Origin of the sequence: Microbacterium testaceum StLB037, assembly GCF_000202635.1 — a bacterium.
Taxonomy (GTDB): Bacteria; Actinomycetota; Actinomycetes; order Actinomycetales; family Microbacteriaceae; genus Microbacterium; species Microbacterium testaceum_F.
The window spans coordinates 351,393-373,746 of the sequence record NC_015125.1 but is presented as its reverse complement, the minus strand read 5'-3'; the positions used below and the strand labels follow the sequence as shown (position 1 = coordinate 373,746).

General features: G+C 71.1%; 18 protein-coding genes. 14 read left to right on the top strand and 4 right to left on the bottom strand.

Going from position 1 to position 22,354, the window contains the following annotated elements:
• Positions 1-7 precede the first annotated feature (7 nt).
• Complete coding sequence (locus MTES_RS01795; RefSeq protein WP_013583459.1) at positions 8-874, bottom strand: A/G-specific adenine glycosylase; 867 nt, start codon at positions 872-874, stop codon at positions 8-10.
• A gap of 174 nt (positions 875-1,048) precedes the next feature.
• On the opposite strand from MTES_RS01795, the gene MTES_RS01790 reads away from it, so the two are divergent.
• From MTES_RS01790 to MTES_RS01770, 5 genes are all read left to right on the top strand, one after another.
• Positions 1,049-1,528, top strand: a complete 480-nt coding sequence (locus MTES_RS01790; protein ID WP_013583458.1) for a GTPase — start codon at positions 1,049-1,051, stop codon at positions 1,526-1,528.
• Positions 1,528-2,412: a tRNA pseudouridine(55) synthase TruB gene (truB, locus tag MTES_RS01785; protein ID WP_013583457.1), complete on the top strand. Its 885-nt coding sequence runs from the start codon at positions 1,528-1,530 to the stop codon at positions 2,410-2,412. Before MTES_RS01790 ends, truB begins: the two co-directional genes overlap by 1 nt.
• Positions 2,409-2,777: a hypothetical protein gene (locus MTES_RS01780; protein ID WP_013583456.1), complete on the top strand. Its 369-nt coding sequence runs from the start codon at positions 2,409-2,411 to the stop codon at positions 2,775-2,777. The genes truB and MTES_RS01780 overlap by 4 nt, the downstream gene beginning before the upstream one ends.
• A 179-nt stretch (positions 2,778-2,956) precedes the next feature.
• The gene (locus MTES_RS01775; protein ID WP_013583455.1) at positions 2,957-3,376 is read left to right on the top strand and encodes a hypothetical protein; all 420 of its coding nucleotides are present in this window, start codon (positions 2,957-2,959) and stop codon (positions 3,374-3,376) included.
• Complete coding sequence (locus tag MTES_RS01770) at positions 3,373-4,317, top strand: bifunctional riboflavin kinase/FAD synthetase (RefSeq protein WP_013583454.1); 945 nt, start codon at positions 3,373-3,375, stop codon at positions 4,315-4,317. Before MTES_RS01775 ends, MTES_RS01770 begins: the two co-directional genes overlap by 4 nt.
• Positions 4,318-4,437: 120 nt before the next feature.
• On the opposite strand, the gene MTES_RS01765 is transcribed toward MTES_RS01770, so the two are convergent.
• Positions 4,438-5,793: an MFS transporter gene (locus MTES_RS01765; RefSeq protein ID WP_043361868.1), complete on the bottom strand. Its 1,356-nt coding sequence runs from the start codon at positions 5,791-5,793 to the stop codon at positions 4,438-4,440.
• 119 nt (positions 5,794-5,912) lie between these two features.
• Here MTES_RS01765 and MTES_RS01760 point away from each other — a divergent pair, with 119 nt between their 5' ends.
• The 5 genes from MTES_RS01760 to MTES_RS19180 all read left to right on the top strand — a co-directional run bounded on the left by MTES_RS01760 (position 5,913) and on the right by MTES_RS19180 (position 14,722).
• Positions 5,913-8,369: a heavy metal translocating P-type ATPase gene (locus tag MTES_RS01760; protein WP_013583452.1), complete on the top strand. Its 2,457-nt coding sequence runs from the start codon at positions 5,913-5,915 to the stop codon at positions 8,367-8,369.
• 369 nt (positions 8,370-8,738) lie between these two features.
• Positions 8,739-10,898: a DEAD/DEAH box helicase gene (locus MTES_RS01755; protein ID WP_013583450.1), complete on the top strand. Its 2,160-nt coding sequence runs from the start codon at positions 8,739-8,741 to the stop codon at positions 10,896-10,898.
• A gap of 253 nt (positions 10,899-11,151) precedes the next feature.
• Positions 11,152-12,207 (top strand): hypothetical protein, encoded by a 1,056-nt coding sequence (locus tag MTES_RS01750; RefSeq protein WP_013583449.1) that lies wholly within the window; start codon positions 11,152-11,154, stop codon positions 12,205-12,207.
• A gap of 153 nt (positions 12,208-12,360) precedes the next feature.
• Positions 12,361-13,389, top strand: coding sequence for a 6-phosphofructokinase (locus MTES_RS01745; protein WP_013583448.1), 1,029 nt, complete (start codon positions 12,361-12,363; stop codon positions 13,387-13,389).
• A 793-nt stretch (positions 13,390-14,182) separates the two neighbouring features.
• The gene (locus tag MTES_RS19180) at positions 14,183-14,722 is read left to right on the top strand and encodes a DUF559 domain-containing protein (RefSeq protein ID WP_148272786.1); all 540 of its coding nucleotides are present in this window, start codon (positions 14,183-14,185) and stop codon (positions 14,720-14,722) included.
• Between the two features lie 232 nt (positions 14,723-14,954).
• Here MTES_RS19180 and MTES_RS01735 read toward each other — a convergent pair whose 3' ends face one another.
• Positions 14,955-17,069, bottom strand: coding sequence for a S9 family peptidase (locus MTES_RS01735; RefSeq protein ID WP_013583446.1), 2,115 nt, complete (start codon positions 17,067-17,069; stop codon positions 14,955-14,957).
• 223 nt (positions 17,070-17,292) lie between these two features.
• Here MTES_RS01735 and MTES_RS01730 point away from each other — a divergent pair, with 223 nt between their 5' ends.
• From MTES_RS01730 to MTES_RS01715, 4 genes are all read left to right on the top strand, one after another.
• The gene (locus tag MTES_RS01730; RefSeq protein WP_013583445.1) at positions 17,293-18,507 is read left to right on the top strand and encodes an inorganic phosphate transporter; all 1,215 of its coding nucleotides are present in this window, start codon (positions 17,293-17,295) and stop codon (positions 18,505-18,507) included.
• Positions 18,504-18,833: a hypothetical protein gene (locus MTES_RS01725; RefSeq protein ID WP_013583444.1), complete on the top strand. Its 330-nt coding sequence runs from the start codon at positions 18,504-18,506 to the stop codon at positions 18,831-18,833. Before MTES_RS01730 ends, MTES_RS01725 begins: the two co-directional genes overlap by 4 nt.
• A gap of 48 nt (positions 18,834-18,881) precedes the next feature.
• Positions 18,882-19,781, top strand: coding sequence for a phosphodiesterase (locus tag MTES_RS01720; protein WP_013583443.1), 900 nt, complete (start codon positions 18,882-18,884; stop codon positions 19,779-19,781).
• Between the two features lie 144 nt (positions 19,782-19,925).
• On the top strand, positions 19,926-21,389 hold the full coding sequence (locus MTES_RS01715; protein ID WP_013583442.1) for an aspartate ammonia-lyase: 1,464 nt from the start codon (positions 19,926-19,928) through the stop codon (positions 21,387-21,389).
• A gap of 56 nt (positions 21,390-21,445) precedes the next feature.
• Here MTES_RS01715 and MTES_RS01710 read toward each other — a convergent pair whose 3' ends face one another.
• On the bottom strand, positions 21,446-22,312 hold the full coding sequence (locus tag MTES_RS01710) for a fumarylacetoacetate hydrolase family protein (protein ID WP_013583441.1): 867 nt from the start codon (positions 22,310-22,312) through the stop codon (positions 21,446-21,448).
• Positions 22,313-22,354: the final 42 nt, after the last annotated feature.

Here is a 22,354-nt window from a genome sequence, read left to right as displayed (position 1 = left end):
GGAGTCGTCAGCGGGGGAGATGGAGGAGATCGTCCTCGATCTCGACCAGTCCGTCCGCCACGAGCGAGTCGATCGCACGATCGCGTTGGCGGGCGTCCGGCCAGTCCGGCACGATCGCGAACAGCGGCACCGGGGCGGGCGCGGCTTCGCGCAGGGTCTTGAGCACCGCACCGCGTGCCTGTCGGTCGCTGCCCTCGTACTTCGCCTGTCGGCGCCGGAGATCCTCGGACTCGGGGTAGCCGGCCGCCCGCCACGCGCATTGCGCGGCCAGCGGGCAGAGGTCGCACTTCGGCGAGCGTGCCGTGCAGACGATCGCGCCCAGCTCCATGGCGGCGGCGTTCACGATCGCCGACGCGGCGATGTCGTCGGGCAGCTCGGCATCCATCCGCTCGAGGTCGCGGCGGTGCGGGGGGCCCGGCTGCGCGCGCCCCTCGACGGCGCGGGCGAGGACCCGTCGGGTGTTCGTGTCGACGACCGGATGCCGATCCCCGTACGCGAAGACAGCGACGGCGCGCGCGGTGTAGTCGCCGATGCCGGTCAGGGCCAGGAGAGCGTCGACGTCGCGCGGCACGACGCCGTCGTGTCGGTCGCGGATCTCGACGGCCGCGCGGTGCAGCCACAGCGCGCGTCGGGGGTAACCGAGGTTCGCCCACTGCGTCACGGCCTCGGCGGGAGGCGAGGCCGCGAGGTCGGTCGGAGTCGGCCAGCGTGCGAGCCACGCCTCGAGGTGCGGGATGACCCTCGCCACGGGGGTCTGCTGCAGCATGAACTCGCTCACGAGCGTGCCCCAGGCGCCGAAGCCCTCGCGGCGCCAGGGGAGGTCGCGCGCCGCGTCGCGATACCACGCGATGAGCGGGGCGGCGAGTCCTGGCATCCCTCCAGCCTAGGAGGCCGGAGGCGGCCCGGCGCGCGCCGAGAAACGCCCTTCGCGGCGAGACATGCGGAGCCGCGCCGTGTCTCGCGCGGATCGGCGTTTCTCGGCGGGGTGGGGCTGGAGGGGCGGGAGGGGCGGGAGGGCGATGTCGGTGGGCGACCGTAGGCTGGAGGCATGTCGTCGCCCGAGAACCCCGTCGAGACTCTGCAGCGGAGCCTGCGCGACCTGATGCGGCAGAACGCCCGGGCCGGGCGCGTGGTCGTCGCGGTCGACGGACGGGATGGCGAGCGCGCGCGGGCCTTCGCCGACGGTTTCGCCGCGGTGCTCGCGGAGGACGGCACGCTCGTGGAGCGCGCGAGCGTCGACGATGCTGCGCTCGACGTGCGGGAGGGCATCGTCGCGCCGTTCCGTGCGGGCGAGGGCGATGCCGTCCTCGTGGTCGACGGCCGCTTCCTGCACACCACCGAGCGTCGGGGCCTGTGGAACTTCTCCGTGTGGCTCGAGAGCAACCCGCCGATCGGCGCGCCGCGCCCTGCGCTTCCGGATGCCGAGAAGCGCTACCTCGCGACCGCGCGGCCGAAAGCGACCGCCTCGGTCATCGTCGAGAATTCCGACCCGGCCCACCCCGTGCAGGTCTTCGGGGACTTCTGCTGATGGTGCGTCCCGGCATCCTCCTGGTCGACAAGCCGGGAGGCATCACCAGCCACGACGTCGTGTCGCGCGCGCGACGAGCCCTCGGCACACGGAAGATCGGGCACGCGGGGACCCTCGACCCCATGGCGACGGGCCTCCTCGTGCTCGGCGTGGAGGGTGCGACGCGGCTGCTGACCTACATCGTCGGCGCTGACAAGACGTACGAGGCCACGATCCTGCTCGGCGTCGCGACCGACAGCGACGATGCCGACGGGGTCGAGACGTCGCGGGCGGATGCCACGGACGTGACGGACGACGCCATCGCCGCGGGCATCGCCGACCTCACCGGCGAGATCGAGCAGGTGCCGAGCACGGTGTCGGCGATCAAGGTCGCCGGGCGGCGGGCCTACGACCTCGCCCGCGCGGGCGAGGAGGTCGAGCTGAAGGCGCGGCGGGTGACGGTGTCGCGGTTCGACGTGCTCACCGTCCGTCGTGGCGACGGGGTCATCGAGCTCGACGTCGTCGTCGACTGCACGAGCGGCACCTACATCCGCGCACTCGCGCGCGACCTGGGCCGCGCGCTCAGCGTCGGCGGGCACCTGACGGCGCTCCGCCGCACACGGATCGGATCGTTCGACGTCCCCGCCGCGGCATCCGTCGACGACATCGCCGAGGAGCGGCTGATCAGCCCGGCGACGGCCGCATCCGTCGTGGTCGGGGCGATCGCCGTCGGCGAGGAAGAGGCGCGAGACCTACGGCACGGCAAGCGCATCGACGGGGGAGGGCGTCTGACGGGACCCGTCGCCGCGGCGATCGACCCCGACGGTCGGCTCGTGGGCATCGTCGAGAAGCGCGGCGCGCAGCTGAAGAGCGTCATGAACATGCCCGAGGAGGCCTCCCGATGATCCTGTGGTTCACGCTTGCGCAGGTGGGTGTCGCGGTGCTCGCCGGGGTCGTGGCGATCGTCGCGGGTCTCATCGGCCGCCGCCCGGGTGATGTGACGGTCGGCTCTCTCGCGCTCATCGAGCTGCTTCTGATCGTCCAGATCGTCGTGGCGATCATCGCGCCGTTCGCGGGCAACCCGCCCTCCGGAAGCCTGTTGGAGTTCTGGACGTACCTCGTCTCGGCTGCTCTGGTGCCCGTCGCCGGTGCCGCGTGGGCGTTGATCGAGCGCAGCCGATGGAGCACGGTCATCATGGGGGTCGCGGCGCTGGCTGTCGCCGTCATGGTGTGGCGCATGCACGTGATCTGGACCGTGCAGCTCGCCTGAGCGCGTGAGGTCCGGTCCCTTCGACAGGCTCAGGGACCTTCGACGGGCTCAGGGACCTTCGACGGGACCTGGGAGCAGAGGTGGCTGAGCCTGTCGAAGCCACCGTCCGACGGGCTCGCCGACCGGGGGCGAGGCCACGCCGGGCGGCGGCGCCGCGGGCCAACTAGAATCGTCGAGTCATGGCATCCACCACTCCCACCCGCACCCGGGGGATGACCGGCATCGGCCGTGTCCTCGTCGTCGTCTACGGCATCATGGCGCTCGCCGCCACGGGCCGCTCCTTCGTGCAGATCGTGCGCGAGTTCGACGACGCCCCGCTGGCGTATTCGCTGTCGGCGCTCGCCGCGGTCGTGTACATCCTCGCCACCCTCGCCCTCATCTTCTCGGCGCGGCCGGCCTGGTATCGCGTGGCGTGGGTCGCGATCGGATTCGAGCTCGTCGGCGTGCTCGTCGTGGGCACGCTGAGCCTCGTCGATCCCGCGCTGTTCCAGCACCCCACGGTGTGGTCGGTGTACGGGTACGGCTACCTCTTCATCCCGCTCGTGCTGCCCTTCCTCGGACTCTGGTGGCTGATGCGCCACCGCCGGGCGGCGTCGTGATCGTCTTCCGCGACCCCGCGGAGGTGCCGGCGGACTTCGGCCCGTCCGTCGTCGCGATCGGCAAATTCGACGGCGTGCACACCGGCCACCGCGCGGTGATCGATCGCGCCCGCGTCGACGCGTCCGACGGCGCGCAGGTCGTCGCGGTGACGTTCGACCGCAATCCGTTGAGCGTGCTGCGTCCCGACCGGTGCCCGCCCGACGTGATCGGCCCGCACCAGAAGCTCGATCTGCTCGACCGGGCCGGAGTGGATGCCACTCTCCTGCTGACGTTCGACGAAGCCCTCGCGGCGATTCCGGCCGAAGAGTTCGCGCGTCGCGTGATCGTCGATGCTCTGAAGGCCCGTACAGTGCTCGTGGGGCGCGATTTCCGTTTCGGCGCGGGCGGCACCGGTGACCCCGATCTGTTGACGCGCATGGGAGCCGCGCACGGCTTCCGCGTCGACGTGGTCGACGACGTCCGCGCGGTGCACGCCGACCGACGCGTGTCGTCGACGTGGATCCGCGAGGCGCTCTCGGCGGGCGATGTGACCACCGCCGCGCGCCTGCTCGGGCGTGCTCCTTCGGTCTGGGGCGAGGTCGTCCACGGGCTCAAGCGCGGGCGCGAGCTCGGGTATCCGACCGCGAACCTCTCGCCCGACCTCGAGGGCTTCGTGCCGGCCGACGGCGTCTACGCCGGGTGGCTCGTCGACGTCGAGGGAGGGCGGCGGATCAGCTACCCGGCCGCGATCAGCGTCGGGACGAACCCGACCTTCGACGACGTGCACGCGCGCCAGGTCGAGGCGTACGTGCTCGACGAGACCGACCTCGATCTGTACGGGCACCACGTCGAGGTGCGCTTCGTCGAGCGCGTGCGCGGGATGACCGCGTTCGACGGTGTCGACGCCCTGCTCATCCAGATGGCCGACGACGTCGAGCGCACGCGCGCGATCCTGCGCTGACCCGGGGCGCGCGGTCGTCTTGTGCGGTGCCTCGCGTCGTCGGCTCGGCAGGGTGCGGGCATCCGGCGCGCGTCACAGCAGGGCGGGGCGCGGCGCGGGGAGACGGGTGGGCGGCGCGCGTCAGTCGCGGCGCGACAGATGATTCCGGATGCCGAGAAACGACGCCGTGGACCCCAGCAGCATCAGCACGGCGGCGAAGATCGCGGCCCGGTGGAACCCCTCCAGGTCGAGCGAGCCCCCGACCACGGCCGAGACCGCGGCGATCGCGAGTAGTCCGGCCACGCGCGAGACGGCGTTGTTGACCGCGGAGGCGATCCCCGAGCGCTCGCTCTCGATCGCGCCGAGGACGGCGGCGGTGAGGGGGGACACGGTCGCGGTGAGTCCGAGGCCCCAGACGACGATGCCCGGCAGGACCTGCGTCCAGTAGTCGAAGTCGGAGCGGACGCCCAGCAGGAGAAGCCCTCCCGCCGCCATCACCAACGGCCCCAGGGTCATGAACAGTCGGGGGCCATACTTTCCAGCCAGGGCTCCCATGCGCGAACTCAGCAGGATCATGAGGATCGTGCTCGGCAGCGACGCGAGGCCTGCCAGGGTCGCGGACAATCCCGCCCCCTGCTGCAGGTAGACGCTCACCACGAAGCCGTTCAGCGAGAGCGCCGCGTAGACGAAGACGGTCGCGAGGTTGCCCGCCCAGAAGTTCCGCGAGCGGAACAGGCCCAACGGCATCATCGGCTGCCGGGCGAGGCGCTGTCGTACCAGGAAACCGGCGAACGACAGGATGCCGAGCACTCCCGGCATCCAGATCACCGGGGACGCCCACCCGAGGTTCGGCTGTTCGATGAGCGCGAAGACGATGCCGCCCAGTCCCGCCGCGCACAGGACCGCGCCGAGGATGTCGACCCGGGCTCCCGGGCGGCGATGGTCGGCGTGGCCCAGGCGCACGAGCAGCCACATCGTCACCCCGATCGGCAGAACGTTCACCAGGAACACCAGACGCCACGACAGCGTGTCGACGAAGAGACCGCCGACGAGCGGCCCCGCGAGCATCGCGATCGTGGTGGCACCCGTCCAGATCCCGATCGCACGGGCCTGGGCGGCCCCGCGGAACGTCGAGGTGATGAGCGCGAGGGAGCTCGGGACGAGCAGGGCCCCCGCGACGCCCTGCAGCGCTCTCGCGATGATGAGGAACTCGGCTGTCGGGGCCCCCGCGATCGCGACGGAGGTCAGCGCGAACCCGATCAGGCCGATGCGCAGGACCAGCACGCGGCCGAGGACGTCGCTGAGCGAACCCGCGACGAGGATGAAGGCGCCGAGCGTCACGAGATACGCGTCGACGACCCACTGCTGGGTGCTGAGGCCCCCGCCGAGGTCGCGCGCGATGGCGGGGAGGGCGACGTTGACGACCGTGCCGTCGAGGAACGACACGAATGACGCGAGCACGGCGACGGTGAGCACCACCCGCTGTTCCTTCGTCATCGCGTCGCTCACTCATCCAGCGTAGGGTCGCGAGCGCCGCGGGGATTCGATTTTCGTCCCGACCTCGGAATACCCCCAGGGGGTATCCTGTTCTCGACGGGGAGACCCGAGGAGGAACCATGGACGGGACGAGGGATGCCACGGCGTCCGGCGACGGCGTCGCCGAGGCCGTGCTCGACATCGAGGGCATGACATGCGCGAGCTGCGTCGCCCGGGTGGAGAAGCGTCTGGGACGCGTCGAGGGCGTGCGCGCGGCGGTGAACCTCGCGACGGAGACGGCGCGGGTGCAGTATCCGGCCGGGCTCGACACCACGGCCCTCGTCGAGGCGGTGCGATCAGCCGGATACGACGCGACCGTGCGGACGCGGGGCGTCTCGCGTGACGCGGTCTCGGTGCCGCCGAGGGGCGAGACCCCGATCGAGGTTCCCGCGCCGGGCGGCCCGGTCGACGCCCTCACCGGCGACGGTCTCGAACCGGCCGCCCGCGGCGCGCACGGCGACAGCGCGCACGGCGACGGCGCGCACGGCGACAGCGCGCACGACCAGCGCGCCCACGACCACGGCGGCGACCACGCCGGCGAGGACCACGGCGGACACGTCCACGACACCGCCGACGCGGCCGGGGCGACGCCGCTGCGCACCCGTCTGCTCGTCTCGGCCGCCCTCGCGATCCCGGTCGTCGCCCTCGGCATGGTGCCGGCGTGGCAGTTCCCGGGCTGGCAGTGGGTCTCGCTCGCCCTGACGACGCCGGTGGTGCTGTGGGGCGGCTGGCCGTTCCACCGTGCCACCCTGCGGAACGCGCGCCACGGTGCCGCGACGATGGACACGCTCATCACGCTCGGCACCTTCGCCGCTTACCTCTGGAGCGTGTGGGCGCTGGTCTTCGGAAACGCCGGGCGCATCGGCATCCGGCACGAGGTCATGCTCTTCGGGCCCGTGCACGACGCGAGCGCGGTGGTCTACTTCGAGGTCGCCGCTGCCGTGACCGTGCTCCTGTTGCTCGGTCGCTTCATCGAGCAGCGCTCGACCCGTCGCGCGGGGGCCGCGCTCCGCGCCCTGCTCGATCTCGGCGCGCGCGAGGCCGAGCTGGCGGACGGGCGCCGCATCCCCGTCGACGAGCTGACGGTGGGGGACGTGTTCGTCGTCCGCCCGGGCAGCGTCGTCGCCACCGACGGCGTGGTCGTGGACGGTCACGCGTCGGTCGACGAGAGCATGCTCACGGGGGAGTCGGTCCCGGTCGAGGTGGCCGCGGGGTCCGAGGTCACCGGCGGGACGATCGCGGCGGGAGGTCGACTCGCGGTGCGAGCCACCGGCGTCGGCGAAGAGACCCGACTCGCCCGCATCGCGCGGCTCGTCGAGGACGCGCAGCTCGGCAAGAGCCGCGTGCAGCGTCTCGCCGACCGCATCTCGGGCGTCTTCGTGCCCGTCGTCATCGTGCTCGCCGCGCTGACCCTCGTGGCGTGGATCGTCGCCGGGCAACCGCTCGCGGCCGGTTTCACGGCTGCGGTGGCCGTCCTGATCATCGCGTGCCCGTGCGCGCTCGGGCTCGCCACCCCCATCGCGATCCTCGTCGGAACCGGTCGCGGTGCCCAGCTGGGGGTGCTCGTGACCGGGCCGGAGGCTCTCGAGTCCGCCGAGAGGATCGACACGATCGTGCTCGACAAGACGGGCACCCTCACGAGCGGACGCATGAGCGTCGCGAATGTGGTCCCCGTCGAGGGGGAGGATGCCGCGGACGTGCTCGCCCGAGCGGCCGCCGTCGAACGCGGTTCGGAGCACTCGGTCGCCGCGGCGATCGTCGCGGCGGCGGGGGAGGGGCCGACCGCCGCCGATCTCGAGGCGATCGCGGGGCGAGGGGTGATCGGCACCGTCGACGGCGTGCGCATCCTCGCGGGGCGTCCCGCGTGGATCGTCGAGCGCGGGGCCGCGCTCACGCCCGCCCTCGCCACCGCGGTCGAACAGGGCGAAGAACGCGGCACGGTCGTGGTCGTGGGCTGGGCGGACGCGGAGGGTGCGATGCGCGCCCGCGCCGTGATCGAGATCGCCGACACCGTGCGGCCCGAGAGCGCTGAGGCCGTCGCCCGCCTGCGCGGGATGAGGCTGGAGCCCGTGCTGCTGACCGGCGACAACCCGCGGATCGCCCGGGCCGTGGCCGCCGAGCTGGGCATCGAGCGCGTGCGCGCGGGAGTCCTCCCGGAGGGGAAGGTCGACGAGATCGCGGCGCTGCGTGCCGAGGGGCGCACGGTCGCCATGGTCGGTGACGGGGTCAACGACGCCGCCGCTCTGGCATCCGCGGATCTCGGGATCGCCATGGGCGGAGGGACGGATGCCGCACTCCACGCGAGCGACATCGCTCTGATGCGCGACGACCCGCGCGGGATCGTCACCGCGGTCGCCCTGAGTCGCCGGACGATGCGCATCATCCGCGGCAACCTCTTCTGGGCGTTCGCGTACAACGTCGCGGCGCTCCCGCTCGCCGCCCTGGGCCTGTTGAACCCCATGATCGCGGGGGCGGCGATGGCGTTCTCGAGCGTGTTCGTGGTGCTGAACAGCCTGCGGCTGCGCCGCGCGGCCTGACGCCGCGCGGCCTGACGACGCCGCCGCGGCGGGTCGCCCGTCGGTGCGGGGCGCGTTCCGACGTTCGGGGCGGGGTGTCACCCGCCCCGAACGCCCCGACGCGCCCCGAAAATGCGGCCTGGACCGCGCGACCGGCGACCGCGCGGCGCCGAGTTGTGCACAGCACACGCGATCCGCCGCTACGGACGCTAGAATGGTGTCGACCCCGTCACCCGCTGTCTCGCGAGCCGTTCCGGCGTAGACGCGTCGCGGGTCGCCGGTACCGCCGCTCAGGCGGCGTGCCGCGCGATGTTCTCCGGGGTCACCGATCCGCCGGCCTCGCGCCGGAACGTTCCGGACAGGTGTCCGGACGACACGCTCAGGAGGAGCATGCCGACCACGGCAACCGCGTCCCGAGGCTCGAGCCAGCGGCGCAGGAAGACCACGTCCTCGCGACGCGACGACGAAGCCCCCGTCATCCCGATCCTCGCGCGCAAGGTGCGCGAGGTCGAGGCCAAGGCCCAGCGCGGCAAGCTCGGGCCGACGAACCGCGTCAAGTTCCAGGTGATCGCCTTCCTCGTGCGCGAAGAGCGCGCCCGGGTGAAGGCCGACACCGAGATCACCGACGCCGCTCGGGCCGAGCTGCTGAAGCGCCTCGACGGGGTGGCGACGATCCTCGCCAAGACCGCCGCGCGCGACACGTCGCTCATCCAGCTGCTCGAGGTCGACCAGGCCACCTCGCCCGTCGCGCGGCGCATGCGCCGCGACTGGTTGCTCGAGTCGGGCGCGGAGCTCCCGCCCGACGAGCTCATCATCACCGACACCGCGCCCAAGATCGCTCCGGTCGTGCCCGCTGCCCTCGCCGAGAAGCAGGTCATCCCGCCCTCCATCGAGGCGCGCCAGATGGCCAATCCCTTCCTCGCCCCCGACCTCACCCCGCGCTCGACCGGCGACGCCCCGCGCCGCCGGCTCGACGGCTGGGAGCTCATGGGCCCGCTCTACAAGGCGTTCGAGATCGGCGCCGGCGGATCGGCCGCGAGCATGGAGTTGCCGCCCGTCCCCGAGTTCGACCGGCTCTCGCCGCGCGGACTCGAGGTCATGCCGCACCAGTCGCGCTTCCTCGAGGCCGTGCGCCTCGGACACCGCGAGTTCCTGCTCGCCGACGAGCCGGGCCTCGGCAAGACGGCCGAGTCGGTGCTCGCCGCCTCCGTCGCCGACGCCTACCCGCTGCTGGTCGTCGTGCCGAACGTCGTGAAGATGAACTGGGCACGCGAAGTGCAGCGCTGGACGCCGCAGCGGCGCGCGACCGTCATCTCCGGAGGCGGGGCCGATATCGACGCCTTCGCCGACGTCTTCATCGTCAACTACGAGATCCTCGACCGTCACCTCTCGTGGCTGTCGTCGATCGGCCTGAAGGGCATCGTGGTCGACGAGGCGCACTTCATCAAGAACCTCACGTCGCAGCGCTCGCAGAACGTGCTCGCCCTGGCATCCCGTGTCCGCCAGCAGACGCGCGACCCGCTCCTGCTGGCCCTCACCGGTACCCCGCTGATCAACGACGTCGAGGACTTCGACGCGATCTGGCGTTTCCTCGGCTGGACCAACGGCGAGAAGCCCGGCCCCGAGCTGATGGAGAAACTGGATGCCACGGGCCTGACCCCCGCCGACAAGGCGTTCTACCCCGAGGCGCGCGAGGCCGTCATCTCGATGGGCATCGTGCGGCGCAAGAAGAAGGACGTCGCCGCCGACCTGCCCGACAAGCTCGTCGCCGACCTCCCCGTCGAGCTCGACGACGAGTACGGTCGCTCGATCCGTCAGGCCGAGCGCGAACTCGGTGCCCGGCTCGCGGCGAAGTACCGTCGCATCCTCGAGGCGCGCGGCGACCGGGGCCTCGCGCCCGGCGAGATCGACGACGACATCGTGCGTCTCGTGGCGCACGGCGAGCTCGAGGAGTCCAAGGCCGCCGGCTCCGGCAGCGAGAACGTCTTCACGATGGTCCGCCGCATCGGTCAGGCCAAGGCGCACCTCGCCGCCGATTACGCCGTGCAGCTGCAGCGCTCGGTCGGCAAGGTCGTGTTCTTCGCCAAGCACATCGACGTGATGGATGCCGCGGAGGCCCACTTCAAGGCATCCGGTCTGAAGGCGGTGTCGGTGCGCGGAGAGCAGACGTCCACGGCGCGACAGGCCGCCATCGACGCGTTCAACAGCGACCCCGACGTCGGGATCGCGGTGTGTTCGCTGACCGCCGCCGGCGTCGGCCTGAACATGCAGGCCGCCTCGAACGTCGTGCTCGCGGAGCTGTCGTGGACCGCCGCCGAGCAGACGCAGGCGATCGACCGCGTGCACCGCATCGGCCAGGAAGAGCCCGTGACCGCGTGGCGCATCATCGCCGCGCACACGATCGACACGAAGATCGCCGAGCTGATCGACTCGAAGGAGGGGCTCGCCGCCCGCGCCCTCGACGGCCAGGCGATCGAGCCCGGCTCCAGCGACTCGGTGCAGCTCTCGGCGCTCATGCACCTGCTGCGCCAGGCGCTCGGCGCGGCCTGAGCCGTCGCCTCTCGAACGCCCCGGGGTCTCGACCTCGGGGCGTTCGTGTGTTCCCGCGGCGCGGCGTAGCTTCCTCAGCTTGGCGAGGGGGTGGCGCGCAGGTCCCTGAGCCTGTCGAAGGGGCGGGGTGGTGTCATCGGGGTCCCTGACCCTGTCGAAGGGGCCGAGGTGGTGTCGAGGAGGTCCCTGAGCCTGTCGAAGGGACCGCACACCCCGCCGCCTCCCTGTCGGTGCCCCTCGCTAGGGTCGGGGCATGCCTCTCACCGTCGACATGCTTCTCGCGGGCCCGCGTGGGCGCCGTCTGTGTCTGGAGGTCCTGCGGCTGGCCCCCGACGGGCCGGCGGTGCGGGACGCGACGTGGGCCGTGTCATGGGCCGCGCGAGCGCTCGCCGAGAATCCGGGGACCATCCTCGCCATCGGAGGCGATTCATCATCGTTCACCGAGCCCGAGGTGTCGCCCGCCGAAGCCGCAGCCGCGCTGGAGCGCGTCGCGATGCCCGAGCTGACGGACGCGCTGCTCTTCGAGGCGCTGTCCATCGCCGTCGACCTCGCCGCGTACTGGCAGCCGCCCTCCGGTGAGGACGTGCTGGCCGGAACCGAAGAGCTGCGTCCGGTGCTCGAGAGGGTCGCGGCGGCGGTGGCCGGCACTCCGGGAATCGAGTGGTGGGAGAGCGGGGTCGAGCGGAACGCGCAGGCGAGGGTCCGCTGGGAGAACTATCCCGCGTCGACGGAGGCCCCCGATGAGATCTCCGCCCGGTGGCGCAGCGAGCAGGTCGCGGAAGAGGTCGACTTCGCGCAGCAGCTCGACAACGTCCGCCGCTCCGGCTCGTGGTGGTCGACGCCTGCCGCCCGCCTTCCCCGCTCGACGCGCGTGCGCGCAGCCGGGGGACCGGTCGGTCTCACGCTCGTCGAAGACTCCCTGGGATGGACGTCCGCACACGTTCAGCCCATCGCTGCACCGGACGGCGAGGTCATCGAGATCGACGGCCCCGAGGCCTGGGCGGCGCTGTGCCGGCGGCATCCGTTCCCTCTGACCGCGAGCCGACGCAACGTCTGGGAGTGGACGACGGGCCGCGAAGGGATGTGGGTGCAACCCGACTGGGCGGCCGTCGCGGGGGAAGCCGCGGGGGTGCACCTGAGCGTGAGCGGATATCTCGCCACGGCGGGTCGGGTCATCGAACTCGGTGACCTCGGTGCCAGCACCGTGGCCGGGTGGGGACCCGACGAGACGTTCTGGTTCACCCCGGTCGAACCATCGGCGCCGGAGGAGGAGTGGGTGTGCGACGGCCCGGCCTGGCGCGTCGCCTGACGGTTCGTTCGTGCCCTTCGGACGGGGGTGGGACGGCTCCGGCGTCGGCATCCGGACTCGCCGTGTGGCACCGTTCCCGCCCGCGGCGATAGGGTCGAAGACGGCAACGGCGCCGACCCTCCACCCGAACCACAGCACTTGAGGACTTTGCCCATGAAGATCGGCATCCTGACCAGCGGCGGCGACTGCCCCGGTCTCAACGCGGTCATCCGTGGCGTCGTGCTGAAGGGCACGACCAACTACGACATCGAGTTCGTCGGCATCCGTGACGGATGGCGCGGCGTGGTCGACGGCGACTTCTTCCCCCTCACGCGCCACGAGGTGAAGGGGCTGTCGAAGGTCGGCGGCACCATCCTCGGCACGAGCCGGACCAACCCCTACGAGGGCGTGCGCGGCGGCGCCGAGAACATCTCGAAGACGCTCTACGGGCACCGGATCGACGGCATCCTGGCCATCGGCGGCGAGGGTACCCTCGCCGCGGCCGACCGTCTGTCGAAGGACGGCATCAACGTCCTCGGCGTGCCGAAGACGATCGACAACGACCTGCGCGCCACCGACTACTCGTTCGGATTCGACACCGCCGTCAACATCGCGACGGATGCCATGGACCGCCTCCGCACGACCGGCGACTCGCACCAGCGCTGCATGGTCGCCGAGGTCATGGGGCGCCACGTCGGCTGGATCGCGCTCCACGCCGGGATCGCCGCGGGCGCCCACGTCATCTGCATCCCCGAGGTGCCGATGTCGATCGATGAGATCGTCGAGCAGGTCACCCGCGCCCACGACCGCGGTCGCGCGCCTCTGGTCGTCGTGTCCGAGGGCTTCAAGCTCACCGGCATGGACGAGGCCTTCAGCGACAAGGGCCTGGATGCCTTCAACCGTCCCCGCCTCGGCGGCATCGGCGAGCTCCTCGCCCCCGAGATCGAGCGCCTCACCGGCATCGAGACCCGCTCGACGGTCCTCGGCCACATCCAGCGCGGCGGCTCGCCGTCGGCGTTCGACCGCGTCCTCGCGACGCGCCTCGGCCTCCACGCCGCCGACGCCCTGCACGAGGGAGCCTGGGGGCAGATGGTCGCGATGCGCGGCACCGACATCGTGCGCGTCCCCTTCGCCGACGCGCTCGGCGAGCTCAACAGCGTGCCGCTGTACCGCTACGAGGAGGCCGCCGCCCTGTTCGGCTGAGCATTCCGCTTCGACGCCCCGTTCCGCTCGCGCGGGGCGGGGCGTCGGCGTGTGCGCTGCGTGCGCGCGGCGCGGGTTCTGGGCGCACCGCGCTGGTCCTTCGCGCCGCACTGATTCTGGGCGCGCCGCGTTAGTCCCTCGCGCCGCACTGGTTCTGGGCGCACCGCGCTGGTTGTTCGCGCGACGCGGGGGCGTGCGCGAGTCGGCGTAGCCAGCGCTTGCCGCGTTCCCGCGCCCTTGTCCCACTTATGGCGGTGCGTGTCCCACTCGTGGTCGATTGGTGCGCTTCTCACCAGCAAAAAGTGGGACATTCTCTGGTCGGCGGGAGATAGGGCGCCTCCTCCACAGGTGCACGCCAGGCGTCAAAGGCTGTGGAGAACTCGGCCGTGCGGACGGTCGGTCGGGATCCTGGAGCATGACTCGACGCCACCCCCTCCCGGAGTCCTTGCCCGACCGATTCCACGTCACGGAAGCCCTCAGAAGGGGCGCGAGCAGGACCCGCCTCCGTGCCTCCGACCTCGTCGCCCCCTTCCACGGCGTGCGCTCGCGGTCGCTCGGCGACGACGACAGCATCTTCGAGCGGTGCCGGGCCTACGCGCCCCGACTCGCGGAGGGGCAGTTCTTCAGCCATGAGACGGTGTTCGTCCTTCGGGGGCTCAGCACGCCGGAGTGGCCCTATACGCCGCGCCTGCATGTTTCGGCGCACCGGCCCGCCCGTGAGCCTCGCACTCAGGGCGTCGTCGGCCACCGATTGCAGACTCGTGAGCCGGCCACTGAATCGGGACCTGAGGGGATGCCGATCGAGAACGCCGTGCGCGCGTGGCGACAGTGCGGTCGGTTGTGGCCTCTCGACGACTTGGTCGCGGGGGCCGACGCGCTCCTGGCAGGCCGACAGCCAATCGCCTGCGTCGCGGACCTGGATGCCGAGATCTCTCTCATGGGCGATGTCAGGGGCGGTGTCCTGCGGCGGGCGCTCGCCCTCGCCCGCCCGGGCGTGAGGTCACCTCGGGAGACTCGTCTGCGCCTGCTCCTCGTGCGCCACGGATTGCCGGAACCGGACGTGAACATCGACATCTTCTCGGTGCGCGGGGATTTCATCGCGGAGGTCGACCTCGCCTTCGAGAAGTGGCGCGTCGCCGTCGAGTACGACGGGCGGGTGCACGCCGAGGACCCGCGGCAATTCGCTCGCGACGCTGATCGCTGGGCGGCGATCCGGGACGCGGGCTGGGACCATGTGCGCATCCTGAACCACCACTTCCGCGGTGACGGTGCCGCCGCCGTCGGTCTCGCGCGCGCCGCATTGCTCAGAGCAGGATGGCGTCCCGGCCAGTGACACCTCGTCCCACTTATGGCTGGTTAAGGCGCCTCCAACCGGCCATGACTGGGACATACACCGACATAAGTGGGACATGGCGGCCGCCAGCCGCGGTCGCAGCCCCAGCCGCCAGCCCCAGCCGCGATCACGTCCCCAGCCGGGACCGCGACCGCGACACGACCGCGACCGCGACACGACCGCGACCGCGACACGACCGCGACCGCGGCCGCGGCCGCGGCCGCGGCCCGACCTACTCCGCCACCCCCAGCACATCCAGCAGCCACGCGAGCTCGAACGCGCGCTCGCGCCACGCGTTGTAACGGCCGCTGACGCCGCCGTGTCCGGCGACCATCTCGCACTTCAGCAGGGCGTCGGCGCCGACCTCGCGCAGGCGCTGCACCCACTTGGCCGGCTCGACATAGAGCACGCGGGTGTCGTTCAACGACGTGACCGCGAGGATCCGCGGGTACTCCACCCCCGAGCGCACGTTCTCGTACGGCGAGTACGACTTCATGTACGCGTACACGTCGGCGTTGTGCAGCGGGTCGCCCCACTCGTCCCACTCGATCACCGTCAGCGGCAGGGAGGGGTCGAGGATCGTGGTCAGCGCGTCGACGAACGGCACGTCCGCGAGGATCCCGGCGAACAGCTCGGGCGCGAGGTTCGCCACGGCGCCCATGAGCAGCCCGCCGGCGCTGCCGCCCTCGGCGACGATGCGGTCGGGGGTCGTGTACCCCTCGGCCACCAGGTGGCGCCCCGCGGCGACGAAGTCGGTGAACGTGTTGCGCTTGGCGAGGAGCTTGCCGTCCTCGTACCACTGGCGACCCATCTCGCCCCCGCCGCGCACGTGCGCGACGGCGAAGATCACGCCGCGGTCGAGGAGCGACAGACGCGGCACCGAGAACCCCGGCTCGATCGAGTGCTCGTACGAGCCGTACCCGTAGAGGTGCACCGGCCGCGGCGAGGAGCCGGGCTCGCCGAACGAGCGCTTCCAGACGAGCGACACGGGCACCTGCGTGCCGTCCTCGGCGGGGGCCCAGACACGCGCCTGGCCGTAGTCCGCCGGGTCGAAGTCGCCGAGGACCGGCTGACGCTTCCGCAGGAGCAGCTCGCCGGTCTCGATGACGTAGTCGTACACCGTCCCGGGGGTGACGAACGAGCCGTAGCCCACCCGAAGGACGGGCGGCGCCCACTCGGGGTTGCCCCCGGTCCCGACGCTGTAGAGCGGCTCGTCGAACGTGATCTCGTCGACCGCTCCGTCGGCGTACGAGAGCATCGCGAGGCGGGCGAGCCCGTCGCGCCGGTACGCGATGATGCCCCAGTCACGGAAGGTGTCGACGCCGAGCAGGCGCTGGCCCCCGCGATGCGGAACCACGATCTCGCGCGAGCCTTCGGGATCGGATGCCGAGACCCGGACGAGCTCGAAATCGAGCGCGTCGTCGTTGTGGAGGATGTACAGCACGTCCTCGCCATCGACGACCGCGTGATCGACGGAGTACTCGACGCCTTCGCGCCGCGGCCAGACGATGCGCGCCTCGCCGCGCAGGTCGTCGGCGTCGATCAGGCGGTCCTCCGACGTGATGGACGACCCGACGCCGATGACGAGGTACCGGTCGCTGCGGGTGAAGTCGGCACCGACCCAGTACCGCTCGTCGGGCTCGTGGAACAGCTTCTCGTCGGCATCCACCGCCGTACCGATCTCGTGCAGCCAGACGGTGTCGGGCCGCCACGCATCGTCGACGGTGGTGTAGACGATGAAACGTCCGTCGGGCGAGAACGTCGCTCCCGAGAAGGTGCCGGGGATCTCGTCGGGGAGCGTCTCGCCCGTCGTCAGATCACGCACCCGCACGGTGTACCGCTCGTCGCCGGCGACGTCGATGCCGTACAGCATGCGCGTCCCGTCGTTCGAGATCTCGAAGCTGCCGAGCGAGAAGAAGTCGGTGCCTTCGGCCTCGACGTTGCCGTCGAACAGCACCTGCTCGCCGGGCACGGGCTCGTCGGGCGAGAGAGCGGGCGGGGTCCAGTCGTCGGGCGAGCTCAGGGGAGCGCGGCACTGGATGCCGTACTGGGCGCCGGCCACGGTGCGCCCGTAGTACCACCACTCGCCCCGACGCACGGGGACGGACAGGTCGGTCTCGAGCGTGCGCCCCTTGATCTCGCCGAAGATCTCGTCGCGGAGGGATGCCAGATGCGCGGTGCGTGCGTCCGTGTAGGCGTTCTCGGCCTCGAGGTGTGCGACGACCTCGGCGTCGTCCTTCGCGCGCAACCACTCGTAGGGATCGTCGAACGTGTCACCATGGTGCGAGCGGGCGACGGGACGGCGGGCGGCGACGGGCGGAACGGACGAAACGTCGATATCGGTCACCCCTCCACGCTAGTCGGCTGCACGGGCCGTCAGCCTGGACGTTCCCCAGCCGGGAAGAACCTGCGGATGCCGCGGCCTCGGGCCGTCCGGTTTGACCGCCGTGGCCGCCGATGACATGATTTCCACGCGACCTCGGTGAACGGGTGTCGAACTCCAGGTGAACTCTTCGTTCGTCGCGCCGATCCCGTCGGCATCCCTTCTTCCTCCTCACGGAAAGCGAACGGTGGAGAGCGCAGCCCTCGTCATCGTGCTGGTCATCGGCCTGGCACTGTTCTTCGATTTCACCAACGGATTCCACGACACCGCGAACGCGATGGCCACGCCCATCGCCACCGGCGCGCTGAAGCCGAAGGTCGCCGTCCTCCTCGCGGCCTGTCTGAACCTCGTCGGGGCCTTCCTGTCGACCGAGGTCGCGAAGACGATCTCCGGCGGCATGATCCGCGAGGATCAGCTGTCGCCCGACATCTTCCCGCCGATCATCTTCGCCGGCTTGATCGGCGCGATCACGTGGAACATGCTCACCTGGTTGCTCGGCCTTCCCTCCAGCTCGTCGCACGCGCTGTTCGGCGGTCTGATCGGGGCGACCCTCGTGGGTGTCGGCGTCTCGGCGATCGACACCGGCGTCGTGCTCAGCAAGGTCATCCTCCCCGCCCTGATCGCGCCGCTGACGGCGGGGATCATCGCGTTCACGGTCACCAAGATCGCCTACGGCATCACGCGCCGATACGACACGAAGGCCGACGGTCGCGACGGGTTCCGCTGGGGGCAGATCTTCACCTCCTCGCTCGTCGCGCTCGCGCACGGCACCAACGACGCACAGAAGACGATGGGCGTCATCACCCTCGCGTTGATCACGGTCGGCTGGCAGTCGGCATCCGATCCGGATCCGCACATCTGGGTGGTCCTCGCGTGCGCGATCACCATCGCGCTCGGCACCTACATGGGCGGCTGGCGCATCATCCGCACCCTCGGCAAAGGTCTGACCGACGTCAAGCCGGCCCAGGGCTTCTCGGCCGAGACGTCGACGGCGGCCACGATCCTGGCATCCAGTGCCCTCGGCTTCGCCCTCTCGACCACGCAGGTCGCGTCCGGCTCCGTCATCGGCTCGGGCCTCGGACGCCGCGGATCCACGGTCCGCTGGAACACGGTCGGCCGGATCATGATCGGCTGGGTGCTGACCCTCCCCGCCGCGGGTGCCGTCGGCGCCGCCGCCGCCCTCATCGTCGTCTGGCTGGGCGGCTGGGGCGTCGCGGTCGACGCGGTGATCGCCGTCGTGATCATCCTCGGGCTCTTCCTCCGCTCGCGCCGCGATTCGGTCACCTCGGCCAACGCGATGAGCGAGGTCGCCGACTCGGGCGCCGCCGTCAAGGTTCCGCGCAAGCCCGGCCCGACGCGTCGCCAACGCCGTCTCGAGCGCTCCGGGAAGGACGACGCGTGACCATCGACTGGGAAGCCTTCCTCCACGTCTTCATCGCCGCGATCATCGGCGCCGCGATCGTGGTGACCTTCTACGCCCTCGGACTTCGTCTGCTCGTGCGCGGTGGTCGCCCGCCCCTGGTCGCGCCCGCCGAATTCACGGATGCCATCACCGTGCTCACCGACAAGCAGCGCCGCCGTGCCGAGAAGGCGGCGGCCAAAGCAGCGGCGCGCAATCCGCTCAGCGACGGGCAGAAGCGCCTCGCGCTGGTGGGCGCCTACGTGTGCTTCGGCGTGTGCGCGGCAGCAGTCCTGGGCGCCCTGCTCCTCATCCTGTTCAATCACTGACGGTCCGGACGCCGGCCGCGTGTCGGAGGCCTCTCCTAGGCTGAGGCCATGGCATCCGTGCAGTTCGGTCAGCACGCGCCCGCGCGGCGCGTGATCCTCCACCTCAGCGACACCCATCTGCTGGGCGGCGATCGCCTGCTCGGCGAGCGGTACGACACCGCGGCGAACCTCCGCCGGACTCTGGATGCCGCGGAGTCCACCGGCATCCGACCCGACGCGATCGTCTTCACGGGGGATCTCACCGACCTCGGCGAACCCGAGGCGTACCGCGCCCTGCGGGAGGCCGTCGAGCCGTGGGCCGAGCGATTGGGAGCCCCCGTGGTCTGGGTCGCCGGCAACCACGACGAGCGGCCGGCCCTCCACGCCGAACTCCTCGACGTCGAGGCGAGCCTCGAGCCGGTGACCGGCGTGTGGGACCTCGACGGGCTGCGGATCATCGCCCTGGACTCGACCGTCCCCGGCTGGCACCACGGCGACCTGGACGCCGCGCAACTGCAGTGGCTGCGTGACGAGCTGGCGACCCCCGCGCCGCTCGGCACGATCCTCGCGTTGCACCACCCGCCGCTGCCCACGCACATCCCGTTCTTCGACATCCTGGAGCTCCGCGATCAGCCGGGACTCGCCGCCGCGATCGCGGGGAGCGACGTGCGCGCGATCCTGGCCGGCCACCTGCATTACTCGACCTCCGGCACGTTCGCGGGCGTGCCCGTGAGCGTCGCCGCGGCCTCCTGCTACACGATGGACCTGGCGCGTCCCGCCGATGAGGTCAACGGAATGGATGCCGGTCAGTCGTTCCACCTTGTGCACGTCTGGGACGACACGATCACGCACGCCGTCGTCCCGGTGGTCGACGCCGATACGTCGGGGTACTTCACCCCCGCGTGGGTCGAAGAGATGGCGGCGCTCACCCCCGAGGGGCGTCTCGAAGCGTTTTCGCGCAAGCGCTGAGCCACCCGGCGATCCCGTCGACGAGGCGCAACCGACATCGCGGACGGTCCGGGCATCGAGACAGGCCGCCGCGTCGAAGGGCGCTCGCCGACTCGGTGGTTAGGCTCGTGGCATCCCTTTCACGTGACCCCACAAGGACGACACATGACCCTGGACGCAACGACGCGTACCCGCACCGAGACCGACTCCCTGGGAACCCTCGAGATTCCCGCCGACGCGTATTGGGGCATCCACACCGCCCGCGCGCTCGAGAACTTCCCGATCGCCAAGCGGCCCATCTCGGTGTACCCGGATCTCGTGCGCGCTCTCGCGATGGTGAAGCAGGCATCGGCCCGGGCCAACCGCGAGATCGGCGTTCTCGACCCCGCGAAGGCCGATCTCATCGATCGCGCGGCGCAACGGGTGATCGACGGCGAGTTCCACGACGAGTTCGCGGTCGGCGTCATCCAGGGCGGCGCCGGCACCTCGACGAACATGAACGCGAACGAGGTCATCACCAACATCGCGCTCGAGATGGCCGGACGCGAGAAGGGCGACTACGCCTTCCTCTCGCCCATCGACGACACCAACCGCAGCCAGTCGACGAACGACGTCTACCCGACGGCGATCAAGATCGGTCTGGCGCTGACCCTGAAGAGCCTGCTCGAAGAGCTCGCGCTGCTGCGCCAGTCGTTCCTGGCCAAGGCCGACGAATTCCACGACGTCCTGAAGGTCGGCCGGACGCAGTTGCAGGATGCCGTGCCGATGACGTTGGGGCAGGAGTTCCACGGCTTCGCCACGACGCTCGGCGAGGACTACAGCCGTCTCACCGAGAACGCCTACCTGCTCTACGAGATCAACATGGGGGCAACGGCCATCGGCACGGGCATCACCGCCCACGCCGGCTACGGCAAGGCCGTCCTGCGGCACCTGCGCGAGATCACGGCCCTCGACCTCGAGACGGCGACCGACCTCGTGGAGTCCACGAGCGACACCGGCGCCTTCATGTCGTTCTCGTCGTCGCTGAAGCGCAACGCGATCAAGCTCTCGAAGATCTGCAACGACCTGCGTCTGCTCTCCAGCGGTCCCCAGGCGGGTCTCGGCGAGATCAACCTGCCGCCCCGGCAGGCGGGGTCGAGCATCATGCCCGGCAAGGTGAACCCGGTCATTCCGGAGGTCGTCAACCAGGTCGCCTTCTCGGTGGTCGGAGCCGACATGACGGTGACCATGGCCGTCGAGGGCGGTCAGCTGCAGCTCAACGCGTTCGAGCCGGTCATCGCACACTCGATCTACCAGTCGATCACGTGGATGCGTCAGGCGATGTGGACGCTCCGCGTCAACTGCGTCGACGGCATCACGGCCAACCGTGAGCGCCTGGGTGCGATGGTCGGCTCGTCGGTCGGTGTGGTCACGGCCCTCACGCCGTTCATCGGCTACGCCGCGGCGGCGGCCCTGGCGAAGACGGCCCTGCTGACGCACCGCAACGTCGCCGACCTCGTCGTCGAGGCCGGGCTGATGTCGCGCGACGAGGTGACCAAGCAGCTGTCGCCCGCGCGCCTCTCGGGTCTGCACCCGATCACGCAGGCGATCCCCGTCCAGCGCGCCGCGGACAGCGTCGTCGAGGAGTGATGGAGCGCGGCGCCCGGGCGTGAAGGCCCCGGCGCCGCGCTGCCTCGCGCGGCGCGTCAGTCCAGGATGCGGCAGTGCGTGGTCAGCTCGCCGATGCCGTCGATGCCGACCGTGACGGTCGAGCGGTCGCGGAGGAAGATCTGCGGGTCGCGCGAATACCCGGCCCCGCCGGGGCTTCCCGTCGAGATGAGGGTCCCGGGCAGGAGGGTCGCCGACTCCGACAGCTTGTGGATGAGCGTCGCCACCGACCGCACCATCTGGCCGGTGCTGGCATCCTGCACCGTGTGACCGTCGACGACGGTCCAGATGTGGAGGTCCTGCGGGTCGGGGATCTCATCGGCCGTCACGACGAACGGACCCGTGGGGGTGAAGCCGTCGAACGACTTGCAGCGCGACCACTGCGCCTCGGAGAACTGGATGTTGCGCGCCGTGATGTCGTTGACCACGGTGTAGCCCCAGACATGGTTGAGAGCCTCGGCCTCCGGCACGTCGCGCCCGGGCCGCCCGATGATCACACCGAGCTCGGCTTCGTAGTCGACCGCCTCGCTCAGCGCGCGCGGCCACGACGTCGTCGACTCGTGCGCGGTGAGGGAGTTCGGCCACAGCACGAACACGGTCGGCCCCGCGTCGGTCTTCAGCCCGAGCTCGCCTGAGTGGGCGGCGTAGTTGAGTCCGACCGCGAGGATCGACGGGGGAGCGAGCACCGCCGACGCGAAGACGACCCCGGCCAACGGATGCCGCGGCGCCGAGGTCGCGGCATCCCGAACCTGATCGAGCAGCGCGTCGCCGCCCGCGATGAGCTGCTCCAGGGTGCGGGGGGCACCGGCGAAGAACTCGTCGACGAAGGAGAACTCCTCGGCGTGGACGCTGACCAGACGGGGGGACTCCGCCCCTTCCGGGGAACGGACGTGGGCGAAACGCATGCCTCCACGCTACCGGGCGCCTCGCGCCGGTCGCTTCCACAA

Coding starts and splice junctions, on each gene's coding strand:
- MTES_RS01795 (WP_013583459.1), bottom strand. CDS start 874: ATGCCAGGACTCGCCGCCCCGCTCATCGCGTGGTATCGCGACGCGGCG.
- MTES_RS01790 (WP_013583458.1), top strand. CDS start 1,049: ATGTCGTCGCCCGAGAACCCCGTCGAGACTCTGCAGCGGAGCCTGCGC.
- truB (WP_013583457.1), top strand. CDS start 1,528: ATGGTGCGTCCCGGCATCCTCCTGGTCGACAAGCCGGGAGGCATCACC.
- MTES_RS01780 (WP_013583456.1), top strand. CDS start 2,409: ATGATCCTGTGGTTCACGCTTGCGCAGGTGGGTGTCGCGGTGCTCGCC.
- MTES_RS01775 (WP_013583455.1), top strand. CDS start 2,957: ATGGCATCCACCACTCCCACCCGCACCCGGGGGATGACCGGCATCGGC.
- MTES_RS01765 (WP_043361868.1), bottom strand. CDS start 5,793: ATGACGAAGGAACAGCGGGTGGTGCTCACCGTCGCCGTGCTCGCGTCA.
- MTES_RS01760 (WP_013583452.1), top strand. CDS start 5,913: ATGGACGGGACGAGGGATGCCACGGCGTCCGGCGACGGCGTCGCCGAG.
- MTES_RS01755 (WP_013583450.1), top strand. CDS start 8,739: ATGCCGACCACGGCAACCGCGTCCCGAGGCTCGAGCCAGCGGCGCAGG.
- MTES_RS01750 (WP_013583449.1), top strand. CDS start 11,152: ATGCCTCTCACCGTCGACATGCTTCTCGCGGGCCCGCGTGGGCGCCGT.
- MTES_RS01745 (WP_013583448.1), top strand. CDS start 12,361: ATGAAGATCGGCATCCTGACCAGCGGCGGCGACTGCCCCGGTCTCAAC.
- MTES_RS19180 (WP_148272786.1), top strand. CDS start 14,183: ATGCCGATCGAGAACGCCGTGCGCGCGTGGCGACAGTGCGGTCGGTTG.
- MTES_RS01720 (WP_013583443.1), top strand. CDS start 18,882: ATGGCATCCGTGCAGTTCGGTCAGCACGCGCCCGCGCGGCGCGTGATC.
- MTES_RS01715 (WP_013583442.1), top strand. CDS start 19,926: ATGACCCTGGACGCAACGACGCGTACCCGCACCGAGACCGACTCCCTG.
- MTES_RS01710 (WP_013583441.1), bottom strand. CDS start 22,312: ATGCGTTTCGCCCACGTCCGTTCCCCGGAAGGGGCGGAGTCCCCCCGT.